At 72.8% G+C, this 15,487-nt stretch carries 11 protein-coding genes; 7 read left to right on the forward strand and 4 right to left on the reverse strand.

Annotated elements, in window-relative coordinates; genetic code table 11:
- Positions 1-82: 82 nt before the first annotated feature.
- Complete coding sequence (locus tag ACWC97_RS16275; protein ID WP_450649861.1) at positions 83-1,933, reverse strand: serine hydrolase; 1,851 nt, start codon at positions 1,931-1,933, stop codon at positions 83-85.
- A 181-nt stretch (positions 1,934-2,114) separates the two neighbouring features.
- Between ACWC97_RS16275 and ACWC97_RS16280 the strand changes: the two genes are divergently transcribed.
- The 4 genes from ACWC97_RS16280 to ACWC97_RS16295 are packed head-to-tail and all read left to right on the forward strand — an operon-like array spanning position 2,115 to position 7,494.
- A complete protein-coding gene (locus ACWC97_RS16280) occupies positions 2,115-3,224 on the forward strand; it encodes an NAD(P)H-dependent flavin oxidoreductase (protein ID WP_352278809.1) in 1,110 nt (369 codons plus the stop codon).
- On the forward strand, positions 3,221-4,771 hold the full coding sequence (locus ACWC97_RS16285) for an acyl-CoA synthetase (RefSeq protein WP_450649863.1): 1,551 nt from the start codon (positions 3,221-3,223) through the stop codon (positions 4,769-4,771). The genes ACWC97_RS16280 and ACWC97_RS16285 overlap by 4 nt, the downstream gene beginning before the upstream one ends.
- 56 nt (positions 4,772-4,827) lie before the next feature.
- A complete protein-coding gene (locus ACWC97_RS16290) occupies positions 4,828-5,934 on the forward strand; it encodes a calcium:proton antiporter (protein WP_352278806.1) in 1,107 nt (368 codons plus the stop codon).
- 48 nt (positions 5,935-5,982) lie between these two features.
- Positions 5,983-7,494: an acyl-CoA synthetase gene (locus tag ACWC97_RS16295; protein ID WP_352278804.1), complete on the forward strand. Its 1,512-nt coding sequence runs from the start codon at positions 5,983-5,985 to the stop codon at positions 7,492-7,494.
- Positions 7,495-7,689: 195 nt separating this feature from the next.
- Here the strand turns inward: ACWC97_RS16295 and ACWC97_RS16300 are convergent, their stop codons facing one another.
- A complete protein-coding gene (locus ACWC97_RS16300) occupies positions 7,690-8,730 on the reverse strand; it encodes an RNA ligase family protein (protein ID WP_450649866.1) in 1,041 nt (346 codons plus the stop codon).
- Positions 8,731-8,851: 121 nt separating this feature from the next.
- On the opposite strand from ACWC97_RS16300, the gene ACWC97_RS16305 reads away from it, so the two are divergent.
- Complete coding sequence (locus ACWC97_RS16305; RefSeq protein ID WP_352278802.1) at positions 8,852-9,310, forward strand: hypothetical protein; 459 nt, start codon at positions 8,852-8,854, stop codon at positions 9,308-9,310.
- 150 nt (positions 9,311-9,460) lie between these two features.
- Here the strand turns inward: ACWC97_RS16305 and paaK are convergent, their stop codons facing one another.
- Entirely contained in the window at positions 9,461-10,750 is a 1,290-nt protein-coding gene (gene paaK / locus ACWC97_RS16310; RefSeq protein ID WP_450649868.1) for a phenylacetate--CoA ligase PaaK, read from the reverse strand.
- 171 nt (positions 10,751-10,921) lie between these two features.
- Between paaK and ACWC97_RS16315 the strand changes: the two genes are divergently transcribed.
- A complete protein-coding gene (locus ACWC97_RS16315) occupies positions 10,922-12,445 on the forward strand; it encodes an alpha/beta fold hydrolase (protein ID WP_450649870.1) in 1,524 nt (507 codons plus the stop codon).
- A gap of 22 nt (positions 12,446-12,467) precedes the next feature.
- On the opposite strand, the gene ACWC97_RS16320 is transcribed toward ACWC97_RS16315, so the two are convergent.
- Positions 12,468-14,096: an FAD-dependent oxidoreductase gene (locus ACWC97_RS16320; RefSeq protein WP_450649872.1), complete on the reverse strand. Its 1,629-nt coding sequence runs from the start codon at positions 14,094-14,096 to the stop codon at positions 12,468-12,470.
- Positions 14,097-14,361: 265 nt separating this feature from the next.
- Between ACWC97_RS16320 and ACWC97_RS16325 the strand changes: the two genes are divergently transcribed.
- Entirely contained in the window at positions 14,362-15,477 is a 1,116-nt protein-coding gene (locus ACWC97_RS16325) for a SchA/CurD-like domain-containing protein (RefSeq protein ID WP_385212332.1), read from the forward strand.
- The last annotated feature ends 10 nt before the right edge of the window (positions 15,478-15,487 follow it).

Consider the following 15,487-nt stretch of genomic DNA (forward strand, 5'->3'; position numbering starts at 1 on the left):
ACGTTGACGGCCGGAACCCGGGCAGGGCCGTGAGCCCGGGGATCCGCCGCCCGCCGGACGCGGATCCCCGGCCCGCGGGCCGTCAGTCGGCGGAGGCCGTCCACCCCCGGGCCTCCACCCGGGACGCGTCGCGGGAGCGGCTGTCGTCGAAGAGCGTGCGGCCGTCGTCCTCGACGCGCACCGCGTCCACGTACACCCCGCGGCCGACGTACAGCTGGTCGGTCGCGTACCGCCAGCGCAGGCGCAGCTCCGTGCCGCGCCAGGCGGTGAGGTCGGCCTCCAGGTCGTGCCAGACCCGGCCGGACCAGCCCGCGACCGAACCGGCGGGATGGGCCTCCGGCTCCGGACGGGGCCGCCCCGGGGCCGGGACGGTGGTGAACGGCACGGGCTGCCAGGTCGCCCCGGCGTCCGTCGACGCCTCCAGGAAGAGGAAGTCGGAGCCGGGCTCGGTGTCCCACCACAGGGCCGAGCGCAGCCGGGCCCGCGCGGAGGCGGGCCGCAGCGCGGGCAGGGTGAGTGTGGCGGTGGTGCCGCTCGCCATGCCGGAGAACCACGCCGTGCGCCCGTGCGCGGGGCGGACCGCGACGGCGCGGGCCATCCGGTTGGCGGTGGCGACGCGCGGGGCGCTGCCGGAACGCCAGTTGCGCACCGGGTGCACCGAGTTGCCGAGGACGATCAGGAAGGAGTCGGTCGTCGGGTCCAGGACGAGACTGGTGCCGGTGAAGCCGGTGTGGCCCGCGGTGCGCGGAGTGGCCATCGCGCCCATGTACCAGTGCTGGTAGAGCTCGAAGCCGAGGCCGTGCGCATCGCCCGGGAACGCCGTGTTGAAGTCGGTGAAGAGCAGGTCCACCGAGGCGTCCGAGAGGATGCGGGAGCGCCCGTACACCCCGCCGTTGAGCAGCGTACGGGCGAGGATCGCCAGGTCCCAGGCGCAGGAGAAGACCCCGGCGTGGCCCGCCACCCCGTCCAGGCTGTGGGCGTTCTCGTCGTGCACCTCGCCCCAGACCAGTCCGCGGTCCAGCCCGGACCAGGGCTGGCGGGCGTCCTCGGTCGCGGCGACCTTCGGCTTCCAGGCGGCCGGCGGGTTGTAGCGGGTGCGGTGCATCCCGAGCGGGGCGGTGATCTCCTCGCGGAGCAGGACGTCCTGGGCGCGGCCGGTGATCTTCTCCAGGACCAGCTGGAGCGAGATCAGGTTGAGGTCGGAGTAGAGGTAGACCGTGCCGGGCGGGTTGGCCGGGACCTCGTCCCACAGCAGGCGCAGCTTCCCCTCGCGGGTCGGCGCCTTGTAGAGCGGGATCCAGGAGCGGAACCCCGAGGTGTGGGTGAGCAGATGGCGGATGGTGATGTCCTGCTTGCCACCGCCCGCGAAATCGGGGAGGTACGCGGCGACCTTCGCCTCCAGCTCCAGCTTCCCGCGCTCGATCTGCTGCACGGCCAGGATCGAGGTGAACAGCTTGGAGACCGAGGCCAGGTCGAAGACGGTGTCCTCGGCCATCGCGATCTGCTGGTCGGGCGGGAACTCCACTCCGGTGTCGGTGGTCTCGTCGTACGCGGCGTAGCGCACGGCCATGCCGATCGGCCGGTGCAGGGCGACCGTTCCGCCACGCCCGGCGAGCAGTACCGCCCCCGCGTACCAGGGATGCTTCGGGGAGTCGGCGAGGAACTTCTCGGCGTCGGCCACCAGTTGGTCCAGGGGCTCCTGGAGCAGCCCGGCGCGGGAGGCGGGCCCGCGCCGCAGCGTCGGGCGGTTCTGCCCGGGTGCGGCGCCCCCGGATTCCGTTGTGCGCACAGCCGACGATCCCGTCTCCGCTTCCATGGCCGACGCCCGCTCCGCGAACGGGACCGGTGCCAGGGCGATCGCCCCGCCCAGGGCCAGCATCCCACCGCCCAGCCTCCGCCGGCTGATGCCTCTGCCCGCCGCGTCCTCGGTCATCCGGAGCCCCTTCCGCTGCGCGAAAATAACTTTCGTCATCTCGCCCGCCACTGAAACTTCCTGCCGACGCAGAGGTTACTGTCACCCCTGCCGTCACGGGGGCCCCGTGCGCCGGAAAGAATCTGACTGGGCATCAGAAAATCTCTTCCCTCGACTGCCCGGCTGCGGCATCCTGCCGCCCATGGAGACGGAGCTGAGCAAGAAACTGGGAGTCGAGCACGCCATCTTCGGCTTCACGCCGTTCCCGGCGGTGGCCGCGGCCATCACCCGGGCCGGTGGCTTCGGCGTTCTCGGCGCGGTCCGCTACACCGCCCCCGACGAACTGGCGCGCGATCTCGACTGGATGCAGGAGCACACCGACGGCAAGCCGTACGGGCTCGACGTCGTCATGCCCGCGAAGAAGGTCGAAGGGGTCACCGAGGCCGATGTCGAGGCGATGATCCCGGAAGGGCACCGCCGGTTCGTCCAGGACACCCTCGCCAAGCACGGCGTACCGGAACTCCCCGAGGGCGAGGCGTCCGGCTGGCGGATCACCGGCTGGATGGAGGAGGTGGCCCGCAACCAGCTCGACGTCGCCTTCGACTACCCCATCAGACTCCTCGCCAACGCCCTCGGATCGCCGCCCGCCGACGTCGTGGGGCGCGCCCACGACCGGGGCGTCCTCGTCGCCGCCCTCGCCGGAAGCGCCAAGCACGCCCGCCGCCACGCCGACGCCGGCATCGACATCGTCGTCGCCCAGGGGTACGAGGCGGGCGGCCACACCGGTGAGATCGCCTCCATGGTCCTGGTCCCGGAGGTCGTCGACGCGGTCGGACCGCTCCCCGTCCTCGCCGCCGGAGGAATAGGCAGCGGGGAGCAGATCGCCGCCGGGCTCGCCCTCGGCGCCCAGGGCGTCTGGCTCGGCTCCCTCTGGCTGACCACCGAGGAGGCCGACCTCCACTCCCGCGCGCTCACCCGCAAACTCCTCGACGCGGGCTCCGGCGACACCGTCCGCTCCCGCGCGCTGACCGGCAAGCCCGCGCGCCAGCTCCGTACCGAATGGACCGACGCCTGGGACGACCCGGCGGGCCCCGGAACGCTGCCCATGCCGCTCCAGGGGCTGCTGGTGGCCGAGGCCGTCTCCCGGATCCAGAAATACGAGACCGGGGCCCTGCTCGGCACCCCGGTCGGCCAGATCGTCGGCCGGATGAACAGCGAACGCAGTGTGCGGGCCGTCTTCGACGACCTGACCCGCGGTTTCGAGCGCGCCGTGGACCGGATCGACCGCATCGCCGGACGGAGCGCCTCATGACACCGCCCCCCAACGGCTTCTGGGCCCAGGCCACCGCCGACCCCGGCCGCACCGTACTGATCGCCCCCGACGGCGAGGCATGGACGGCGGGCCGGCTGCACGCCGCCGCCAACCGCATGGTCCACGGACTGCGCGCGGCCGGACTGGAACGCGGCGACGCGTTCGCGGTCGTCCTGCCCAACGGCGTCGAGTTCTTCACCGCCTACCTCGCCGCCTCCCAGGCCGGCTTCTACCTCGTCCCCGTCAACCACCACTTCGTCGGCCCCGAGATCGCCTGGATCGTCGCCGACTCCGGGGCCAAGGTCCTCATCGCCCACGAACGGTTCGCGCGGGCCGCGACCGACGCCGCCGACGAGGCGAAACTCCCCGCGAGCCACCGCTACGCCGTGGGTACCGTCGACGGTTTCCGCCCGTACGCCGAACTGCTCGAAGGACAGCCCGAGGACGCCCCGGAGGACCGCACCCTGGGCTGGGTCATGAACTACACCTCGGGCACGACCGGACGCCCGCGCGGCATCCGCCGCCCGCTCTCCGGCCGCCTCCCCGAGGAGAGCCACCTCGGCGGCTTCCTCGGCATCTTCGGCATCAAACCCTTCGACGACAACGTCCACCTGGTCTGCTCGCCGCTCTACCACACGGCCGTGCTTCAGTTCGCCGGCGCCTCCCTGCACATCGGCCACCCCCTGGTGCTGATGGACCGCTGGGCCCCCGAGGAGATGCTGCGGCTGATCGACACCCACCGCTGCACCCACACCCACATGGTCCCCACCCAGTTCCACCGCCTGCTCGCCCTGCCCGACGACGTGAAACGGCGCTACGACGTCACCACCATGCGGCACGCCATCCACGGCGCCGCGCCCTGCCCCGACCACGTCAAACGCGCCATGATCGACTGGTGGGGGAAGTGCGTCGAGGAGTACTACGCGGCCAGCGAGGGCGGCGGCGCCTTCGCCACCGCCGACGACTGGCTGAGGAAACCGGGCACGGTCGGCCGGGCCTGGCCGATCAGCGAACTCGCCGTCTTCGACGACGACGGCAACCGGCTGCCGCCCGGCGAGCTCGGCACCGTATACCTGAAGATGAACACCGGCGGCTTCAGCTACCACAAGGACGAGACCAAGACCCGGAAGAACCGCATCGGCGACTTCTTCACCGTCGGCGACCTCGGCCTCCTCGACGAGGACGGCTACCTCTTCCTCCGCGACCGCAAGATCGACATGATCATCTCCGGTGGCGTCAACATCTACCCCGCCGAGATCGAGGGCGTCCTCCTCGGCCACCCCGCCGTCGCCGACGTCGCGGTCTTCGGCATCCCGCACCCCGACTGGGGCGAGGAGGTCAAGGCCGTCGTCGAACCGGCCGAGGGCCACCGGGCCGGCCCGGAGCTCGCCGAGGCGATCCTGCTCCACTGCGAACAGCGGCTCGCCGGATACAAACGCCCCCGCACCGTCGACTTCATCGAAACCCTGCCCCGCGACCCCAACGGCAAGCTCTACAAACGGCGGCTGCGCGACCCCTACTGGGAGGGACACTCCCGGGCCGTGTGAGCCGGACGGCCGCCGCCCGGCGGCGGCCGTACCGGGGCTCTGGCAGGGTGAGGCCCATGAACGCGCGCACCACGGTCCGGGCACTGTCGACCCAGTGGACGGTGGCCGTTCCGGTTCTCGCCGCACTCGCGCTGGTGTTCAGCTGGGGCCGGGAACTGCCCACGTTCGCGGTCGTCGTGGTCGCGCTCTGCCTGGCCGGTGCCGTCCTGGCCGCCGTGCACCACGCCGAGGTCATCGCCCACCGGGTCGGGGAGCCGTTCGGCTCGCTCGTGCTGGCCGTCGCCGTCACCGTGATCGAAGTGGCCCTCATCGTCACCCTGATGGCCGACGGCGGCCCCAAGACGACCGCACTGGCCCGCGACACCGTCTTCGCCGCCGTGATGATCACCTGCAACGGGATCGTCGGACTGTCCCTGCTCGTCGGGGCGGTCCGTTCCCGCGTCGTCGTCTTCAACGCCGAGGGATCCGGGGCCGCCCTCGCCACCGTCGCCACCCTGGCCACGCTGAGCCTCGTCCTGCCGACCTTCACCATCGGCAAACCCGGCCCCGAGTTCTCCAGCGCCCAACTGACCTTCGCCGCCGTCGCCTCGCTCTTCCTGTACGGGCTCTTCGTCGCCGTCCAGACCGTCCGGCACCGCGAGTACTTCCTGCCCCTCACCCCGGAGGGCGCGCTGAAACCGGACGAGAACCACGCACCACTGCCCGGCCGGGGCGCCACACTCCTCAGCGTGGTGATGCTGCTGGTCGCACTCGTCGCGGTCGTCGGCGACGCCAAGTCCGTCTCCCCGACCATCGAGTCCGGGGTGGAGGCGGCCGGCATGCCGCAGGCGGTGGTCGGCGTCGTCATCGCCCTGCTGGTCCTGCTGCCGGAGACCCTCGCGGCGGTACGGGCGGCCCGCCGCGAGCGCGTCCAGACCAGCCTCAACCTCGCCCTCGGCTCGGCGATGGCCAGCATCGGCCTGACCATCCCGGCCATCGCCCTCGCCTCGATCTGGCTCCACGGCCCGCTCCACCTCGGCCTCGGCGCCACCCACATGGTGCTGCTCGTCCTCACCGTGGTGGTCGGCGCGCTGACCGTCGTCCCGGGACGGGCCACCCTGCTCCAGGGCGGCGTCCATCTGTCGATCTTCGCCGCCTTCGTCTTCCTCGCGATCAGCCCCTGACCGTCCCGAACCCTTGACCAGCGGGTTCCGGCCGCACAGGATCACGCCATGACAGGTGTACGGAGCAGCACAGTCGACGGAGTCCTGGCGCGCAGCGCCCGGCGCACACCGGAACGGACCGCACTGCGGTACGCCGACCGGTCGTGGAGCTACGCCGCACTCGACGCGGCGGTCAGTACGGCGGCCGCCGTCCTCACCGAGGAGCACGGACTGCGCCCGGGCGACCGGGTCGCCTGCTACGCGCACAACTCCGACGCCTACCTGATCGGCTTCCTCGGCTGCGCCCGCGCCGGGCTCGTCCACGTACCGGTCAACCAGAACCTCACCGGCGGCGACCTCGCGTACCTCCTCGAACAGTCCGGCAGCACACTGGTCCTCACCGACCCGGACCTCACCGGCCGGGTCCCCGGCACCTTCCCGGTCCGCCCGCTGCGCGACGCCCCCGACTCCCTCCTGGCGGCCACCGCCGTACCGCGCCCCTTCGCCCCGGAGCGCGGACCGGCCGCGGGCGACCTCGTGCAGCTGCTCTACACCTCCGGCACCACCGCGCTGCCCAAGGGCGCGATGATGACGCACGGCGCCCTCGTCCACGAGTACGTCAGCGCGATCACCGCACTCGACCTCAAGGCCACCGACCGGCCCGTGCACGCCCTGCCGCTCTACCACTCCGCGCAGATGCACGTCTTCCTGATGCCGTACCTCGCCGTCGGGGCGGAGAGCATCGTCCTCGACGCGCCCGACGCGGACCGGATCCTCGAACTCGTCGAGACCGGGCGGGCGGACAGCGTCTTCGCCCCGCCGACCGTCTGGATCGGCATCTCCCGCCACCCCGGCTTCACCACCCGTGACCTCGGCGGGCTGCGCAAGGCGTACTACGGCGCGTCGATCATGCCCGTACCGGTCCTGGAGCGGCTCCGCGAACGGCTGCCCGCGCTCGCCTTCTACAACTGCTTCGGGCAGAGCGAGATCGGCCCGCTCGCCACCGTCCTCGGACCGGACGAGCACGAGGGCCGGATGGACTCCTGCGGCCGCCCCGTCCTCTTCGTCGAGGCCCGGGTCGTCGGCGAGGACGGCCGGGAGGTGCCCGACGGCACCCCCGGCGAGGTGGTCTACCGCTCGCCCCAGCTGTGCGACGGCTACTGGGACAAGCCCGAGGAGACCGCGGCGGCCTTCCGTGACGGCTGGTTCCACTCCGGCGACCTCGCGGTGCGCGACGCGGACGGCTACTTCACCGTCGTCGACCGGGTGAAGGACGTCATCAACTCCGGCGGCGTCCTGGTCGCCTCCCGGGAGGTCGAGGACGCCCTCTACACCCACCCCGCGGTCGCCGAGGCGGCTGTCGTCGGCCTGCCCGACGAACGCTGGATCGAGGCGGTCACCGCCGTCGTCGTGCTGCGCGGCGAGGCGACGGCCGACGAACTCATCGGCCACGCCCGCGAGCGGCTCGCCCACTTCAAGGCCCCGAAACGGATCCGCTTCGTGGACGAACTGCCGCGCAACGCCAGCGGGAAGATCCTCAAGCGGGAACTGCGCGACCGGTTCGCCGAGGAGGTGCGGTGAGAGCGGCACGGGCCGATGCCGGAGCGACCCACTTCCCAGGGGCGGAGGTCGGACGCGACGGACGGATGTGAAGCCGCCCCGTACGGCGTCGGGGGCCCCGCCGAGGCCGTGTGCGCCCCGGTTCCCGGAGCCGCGAGGGCGGCTGATCGGGGCGCCACGCGCCGGGATGCGATGTGCCGGGACGCGATGTGCCGGTCACGCCCGCCCGGGGCCGGCGGCGGACCGGTCCTCGGCGTCGAACGCGGCCAGGGCGCGCACCCCCGGTCCCAGGGCACGCCCCAGGGCGTGCAGGAGCGGCTCCTCCACGCCGCCCAGGGCCTCGGAGAGTTCCTCGGAGACGTCCCGTGCGATCTCCTCCGCCACCGCGTCCACGGAGGTCCGGGGGCCGAGCTTGCTCACCGCGGCGGCCGCCCGGGCGGGGGTGAGCAGCGACGACGCCTGGACCAGGAGCCAGGCGGGAACCCCCGCCGCGCCCTGTGGCGGCACCAGATAGGGCCGGGCGCCGTCGAAACGCGCATCCTCGGCGAACGCCTTCTGCTTCACCTTCACCACCGGGCGGGCCCCGGCACCGTCCGGGCCCGCCTCCGGCCACTCTGCCGCAGGTTTGAGGACGTACCCCTCGGCCAGGTTCTCCGCCATCTCGGGAAGGCCGAACAGGGCCGGGACGCGGGTGGGGAAGGCGCAGGGCAGCTCCTGGAGTCCGTTCAGCGCGCCCCGGCCGACCACGGGTACGCAGACGAGCCCGGCGTCGGCCGCGGTCCGCCGCAGCTCCCGGTCGGAGAGCCACCACCGCCCCCCGCCCGTCTCGACCGAGGCGTCGAACGGCAGCCACCGCGGCGTCGGCGCGTACCAGACCCCGGTCTGCACCGGTTCGACCCCCGCGACGGCGGGGACGTCCGGGTGCGGGTAGCGGCCGCCGGCGAGCTCCCCGTAGACCGTCACCACCGCGTCCCCGCCCCATGCGGCGCGCGTCGCGGAGGCGAAGCGGGCCGCGGCCACCGACAGTTCCGGCCAGATCCTGCTGACGCCGAAGAAGCCGTCCAGCGCGTCGTCGCCCAGGGGCTCGCGCCGCTTCGCCGGGCGGGTCCCGGCCCCGTCGCAGACCACCGCGAAATGCGCCCCGTGAACCTTCTCCACCGCGATCCACTCGCGGACCCCGGACAGGCCGAGCCGCTGCTTGGCGGAGATCTTCGGATAGGGCCGCAGGGCGGGACCCGTTGACGTCGTGTCGGACACACCGGGAATTGTGGCCGCGCGGTCCGAACCCGGGCAACCGGGATTCGCCGGGGGCGGGGCAGCGGGCTCGAAGTCCGCCAACTCGTTTGAGTGCGAAGCGACTTGTGCTGGAATCGGGTGCATGAGTGAGCGCGGAGAAGGTACGGGGGAAGTGGCCCCGGGGGAGTCGGAACCCGGAGGCCGGTTGTCCGCCGAGGCGCAGCGGCTGCGCGACGAGGCGCGGAAGGGAATCCGGCTCGCCGACCGGCGGGCCAGGCTCTGGGCGGTCATCGATGTCGTCCTGGGCTTTCCCGCCGCCCTGCTCGCCGCCGTGTCCGGTGCGGCGGGACTGGCCACGGCGGACGCGCGTGTTCCCGCGGCGCTGCTGGCCCTGGTGTCCGCTGGGCTGTCGGCAGGGGCCGGATTCCTGCGGAGCGACGACCGGCGGGTGGCCCACAAGCGGGCGCGGACGGCGTGGGCCGCCCTGGAGGGCGAGACCGTCGTCGTGCTGGCGGACGGACGGCTCGACGAGGAGGGGCTGCGCCGCCTGTTCGGACTGCGGCAGGCCGCGCTGGCGGCGTACGACGGCGACCCCGCCTGATCCGTCGAGGGCCGGGGCCGCCGCGGGGCGTCGCGGCGGCCGCCCGCCCGCGGAGCCCGGCGCGGGTGCGACCACGGGCCCGGCCTGGGGCCGGCCGACCGGGTCCATGAGCGGGCCTTCGGGCCCTACCGGTGGGCCCAGGCGCCGTCCCTACCGCTCCCCGCGCTCGTCCACGATCCGGCGGAACTTGCCGGCCGACCGCTCCAGCGTCTCCGGATCGACGATCTCGACCCCGACCGACACCCCGATCCCGTCCTTGACGGCCGCCGCGATCGACGCCGCGGCGGCCGTCCGCTGCTCCGGAGCGGCCTGGGCCCGCGCCTCCGCCCGGACGGTCAGTACGTCGAGGCGGCCCTCACGGGTCAGCCGCAGCTGGAAGTGGGGCGAAACCCCCGGCGTACGCAGCACGATCTCCTCGATCTGCGTCGGATAGAGGTTCACCCCGCGCAGGATCACCAGGTCGTCGCTGCGCCCGGTCACCTTCTCCATCCGCCGGAACACCCGGGCGGTGCCCGGCAGCAGCCGGGTCAGGTCCCGGGTGCGGTAGCGGATCACCGGCATCGCCTCCTTGGTGAGCGAGGTGAGGACCAGTTCGCCCTCCTCGCCCTCGGGCAGCACCTCGCCGGTGAACGGATCGACCACCTCGGGATAGAAGTGGTCCTCCCAGATGTGCAGCCCGTCCTTGGTCTCGACGCACTCCTGCGCCACCCCGGGGCCCATCACCTCGGAGAGGCCGTAGATGTCGACCGCGTCGATCGCGAACCGCTCCTCGATCTCGCGCCGCATCTCCTGCGTCCACGGCTCGGCACCGAAGATCCCGACCCGCAGCGAGGTGGACCGGGGATCGACACCCTGCCGCTCGAACTCGTCGAGCAGCGTCAGCATGTACGACGGGGTCACCATGATGATCTCGGGGCGGAAGTCCTGGATCAGCTGGACCTGGCGGGCGGTCATCCCCCCGGAGGCCGGGACGACCGTGCAGCCGAGCCGCTCCGCCCCGTAGTGCGCGCCGAGCCCGCCGGTGAACAGCCCGTACCCGTAGGCCACATGGACCTTCATCCCGGGGCGCCCGCCGGCGGCCCGGATCGAGCGGGCCACCACATCGGCCCAGATGTCCAGGTCGCGGTCGGTGTAGCCGACGACGGTCGGGCGGCCCGTGGTGCCGCTGGAGGCATGGATGCGCCGGACGCGCTCCTCGGGGACGGCGAACATCCCGAAGGGGTAGTTGTCCCGCAGATCGGCCTTGGTCGTGAAGGGGAAACGGGCGAGATCGGCGAGGGTGCGGCAGTCCTCCGGGCGCAGCCCGGCGCGGTCGAAGGCGGCGCGGTAGTGTCCGACGTTCTCGTACGCGTGGCGCAGCGTGGTCCGCAGCCGATCCAGTTGGAGCGCCGCCAGTTCGTCCCGGCCCAGTCGTTCCGCCTCGTCCAGCAGCGACGCCATCGGGATCTCCCTCCTCCGAGCAACGACCGATCATTCGGTCGATCTTTCGGTAGCAGTAATTCAGTTCGGTCCGCCGGATGGCAAGAGGCGCGTAGGCACCGATCGGGGCCGGTACTTCGCTCATACCGAACAGGGCCGCACGGACCGGCCGGCCCTGTTTGGATGGCGGGCATGCCGATCTTCCACGCATATGACGGGACCGAACTCTCCTACCGCCTCCTGGGCGAGGGCGCGGCGCTGATCTGCCTGCCGGGCGGGCCGATGCGGGCGGGCGCGTACCTGGGAGACCTCGGCGGGCTCGCCGCGCGCCGCCGGCTCGTGGTACCGGACCTGCGCGGCTCCGGGGACTCCGCGGTGCCGGACGATCCGTCGACGTACCGCTGCGACCGGCTGGTCGACGATGTCGAGGCGCTGCGCGAACACCTCGGCGAGGAGCGCGTCGACCTGCTGGCCCACTCCGCCGCCGGCAACCTCGCCGCCCTGTACGCGGCCCGCCATCCGGGGCGGCTGCGCACCCTGACGCTCGTCACGCCCGGCACCGTGGCGGTGGGCATCGAGGCTACCGAGCAGGACTGGTACGAGGCGAGCGAACTGCGGTGCGACGAGCCCTGGTACCCGCGGGCGCGGGCCGCCCTGGACGACTTCCTGGCGGGCGACGCGCCCGACGAGGTCCGGGCCGCCGTCGCCCCGTTCGCCTACGGGCGGTGGGACGAGGTCGCCCGCGCTCACGCCGCCGCCGGGCCCGGGCTGACCAATGCCGCCGCGGCCGCCCACTTCTACGCGGACGGCGCCTTCGACCCGCCCGCCACCCGGGCCGCGCTGGGCGAGGTCGCCGTACCGGTCCTGGTCCTCGCGGGGGAGTACGACGCGGGCCCCACCCCGGACCGCGCCGCCGAACTGGTCGCCCTCTTCCCCGACGCCGAGTTCGTCGTCCAGCGCGGCGCGGCGCACTTTCCCTGGCTGGACGGCCCGGGCGCCTTCGTCCGCGCGGTGGAGGCGTTCCTCGACCCCGACGTACGCAGTGTGCACGCCGGAGGGACCCGGCTCGCCTACCGGGTGTGGGGGAAGCCGTCGGCGCCGCCCGTCGTGCTCGTCCACGGCCGGGGCGACGACAGCCGCACCTGGACCGGGATCGCCGAGAGCCTCGCGGCGGAGCACCGGGTGTACGCCTTCGACTTCCGGGGGCACGGGCTCAGCGACTGGCCGGGGCGCTACTCCTTCGAGCTGTTCCGGGACGATCTGCACGCCTTCCTGGAGGCCCGCAACCTGGCCGGGGCCACCGTCGTCGGGCACTCCATGGGCGGTGCGGCCGCCCTTCTGCTCGCGCAGCGGGAGCCGGGGCTGATCGGGCGGCTCGTCCTGGAGGAGGCGCCGCCGCCGTTCCCGCTCGACCCGCCGCGCGCCCCCGCCGTACGGCCCGAGGGGGAGCTGCCGTACGACTGGCCCGTGGTCCCGTCGACCGACGCCCAGCTGAACGCACCGGACCCCGGCGTGCGGGACCGGCTCGGGGAGATCACCGCCCCGACCCTCGTCCTCGGCGGCGGCCCCGCCAGCCATGTCGACCAGGAACGGCTGGTCTGGCTGGCGGGGCGGATACCGGACGGCCGGTTCCGGACCGTCGACGCCGGTCATCTCATCCACACCGAACGCCCCGGTGCCTTCCTCGCGGCACTGCAGGAGTTCGGCCTGTCCTGAGCCGACGGCGGGCGGCGGCGGGTCAGGCGCGATCGAGCAGCGAGGTGAGGACCTCGTACAGGGTCTGCTCGGCGTCCGCCACCGGGCCCGCCGACCGCCAGGCCACGAAGGCGTCGGGACGCACCAGCACCGCTCCCCCGCGCGTCGTCCCGTGCGCCTCGGCCCAGTCCGCGCCGCCCTCCGGCTCCAGATCGGAGCCCGGGCCGATGCCGTACGCGGGCAGCCGTACCGTGAGCCGGGCCGCGACCCGTTCCGCCGCCCGGCGCCACACCGTGTCCTCACCGTCCGTGAGCAGCACCAGCGTCTGCTCGTACAGATCGAGCGTGGACTTGCGCTCTCCGCCCTGACGGACCCACAGATGCGGAGCACGACTACCTGGTTCACCGTTCAACCGCACGCCCTGCGGGACCACCGGCTGCTCGGGGTCGACCCCCAGCACCGCGCCCCGGGTGTAGCGGTAGCCCAGCGCCACGCTCAGCATGCCGCCCTGGCGGCCGCCGCCCGCCGCCGGCGCCGCCTCGTACCCCGGGTGGCTGTGCTCGCCGGAGCGCGCCGACGCCCGCGCGCTCGTCGCCCGCGCCACCGGCAGCCGCTCCGCCTCGTAGCTGTCCAGGAGCCCCGGACCCGCCTCGCCCTTCAGGACGGTCGCCAGTTTCCAGGCCAGGTTGTGCGCGTCCTGGATGCCGGTGTTGGAGCCGAACGCCCCGGTGGGGGACATCTCGTGCGCCGAGTCGCCGGCGAGGAAGACCCGCCCGGAGGAGTACCGCTCGGCGACCCGCTCGGCGGCGTGCCACGGCGCCTTTCCGGTGATCTCGATGTCCAGATGCGGCGCGCCCACCGCCGTCCGGATGTGCCGGGCGCACCGCTCGTCGGTGAAGTCCTCCAGGGTTTCGCCGAGTTCGGGCTTCCACGGCGCGTGGAAGACCCAGTCGCGCTTGTTGTCGACCGGCAACAGGGCACCGTCCGCGTCGGGGTTGGTCAGGTAGCAGACGATGAAGCGCCGGTCGCCCAGCACATCGGCCAGGCGCAGCGAGCGGAAGGTGATGCTGACGTTGTGGAAGAGGTCCCCGGGCCCCGTCCGGCCGATGCGCAGCTGGTCGCGGATGGGGCTGCGCGGCCCGTCGGCCGCGACGAGGTAGTCCGCGCGGACACTGATGTGCTCGCCGGTCTCCCGGTTCTTCAGCGCCGCGTGCACCCCGGAGGGGTCCTGGTCGAAGCTCTGCATCTCGGTCGAGAACCGAAGATCACCGCCCTGCCTGCGGGCCTGCTCCAGCAGCACCGGCTCCAGATCGTTCTGGCTGCACAGGCACCAGCCGGTCGGGCTGAAGCGGGCGATGCCGCCGCCCGGGTCGATCTCCTTGAACAGCCACTCCTGGTCGTCCCCGGTCAGCGAACCGGCTTGCAGGATGCCGTGGTTGTCGGCGAGCACGGTGGCCGCCCGGCGGATGCCCTCCTCGGCGCCCGCCGTACGGAACACCTCCATCGTGCGGACGTTGTTGCCGCGGCCGCGCGGGTGTGTCGAGGTGGCCCGGTGCTTCTCGACCAGCAGGTGTTCGATCCCGAGCCGGCCGAGAAAGAGTGATGTGGACAGGCCCACCAGGGAGCCGCCCACGATGAGGACCGGTACGCGAATGTCGACGTTCTCGTTCATCAGTTGCTCCTGCTCCAACGCCGTTCGGATGCATTGTTCAATGCCCTGGTGAGAGCGGTTCGGACGGCTGCTCACCTGAACGGTTCATAAATCTCGCGCCACCCGGACCAGCGTTTCACGATCGGTCACGGAGACGATGCCCGCGGCCCTGACGCGGATCACGCACGTTCGCCGGGAGAGACCCCGCTCCGGAAAACCACTCGCCACCCGACGGCCGGCGGCAGGCCACCCTGCCCGCCGGACCGTCTCGAAGGAGTTCGCAAAGATGACCACCACCCTCTCGGAACGGATCTCCCAGTCGGCCTTCGACGGCTCCCGACTCCGCGTCGTACTCCTTCTGGACCTCTACGACGGGGCCCAGAAGGAGTTCCTGGAGGCGTACGAGCACATGCGCAACCAGGTCGCCTCCGTCCCCGGGCACCTCAGCGACCAGCTCTGCCAGTCCATCGAGAACCCCTCGCAGTGGCTGATCACCAGCGAGTGGGAAAGCGCGCCCCCCTTCCTCGCCTGGGTCAACAGCGAGGAGCACGTCGCCACCGTCCAGCCGCTGCACAACTGCGTGCGCGACACCCGGTCGCTGCGGTTCAGCGTCCTGCGGGAGACCGGGAAGGCGTTCGAGATGGCGCCCGAGGCGGCCAAGGGCCGTCTCCAGGCGGCCCCGCGCCTGGGCGACGGAGTGGTGCGGCACGCGCTCACCTTCACCGTCCGCCCCGGCACCGAGGACGTCGTGGCGAAGATCCTGGCCGACTACGAGTCCCCGCAGGCCCGGGTCGACGCGGAGACCCGGCTGCGCCGCACCTCGCTCTTCATGCACGGCAACCGCGTCGTGCGGGCCGTCGAGGTCGAGGGCGACCTGCTCGCCGCGCTCCGCCACGTCGCCCGGCAGCCCGAGGTCCGGGCCGTCGAGGAGGCGATCAACCCGTACCTGGAGCAGGACCGGGACCTCAGCGACCCGGACTCCGCCCGGATGTTCTTCACCCGGGCGGCGCTCCCCACCGTCCACCACGTGACCGCCGGCCGGCACCGGGCGCAGGACGTGCGCCGCCACGCCCTCTTCTACCAGGCCAAGGAGGGCTGCGGCATGGCCCTCGCCCGCCTCCTCGCCGAACAGGACGAGGAGGCCGCCGAGAACCCGGCGAGCATCGTCGAGAGCAGCACCATCTTCCAGCGCGACGACGTCGTCGTCCGGCTCCTCGAAGCGGTCGGCCCGATCGAGGACCAGGCCGCCCAGGTCGTGGGCGTCGACGGCACCGGCAAGGAAGCCAGGCTCGGACGGCTCCTCGACGGCGACGCCGTTCCCACCGACGGCCCGGGGCTCGCCCGCTTCCTCAAGGAGTCCGAGATGACCCTGATCACGGACCGGCAGGCCATGGAGTCCTGAACCGCGCATC

It is taken from the genome of Streptomyces sp. NPDC001108, assembly GCF_053598535.1.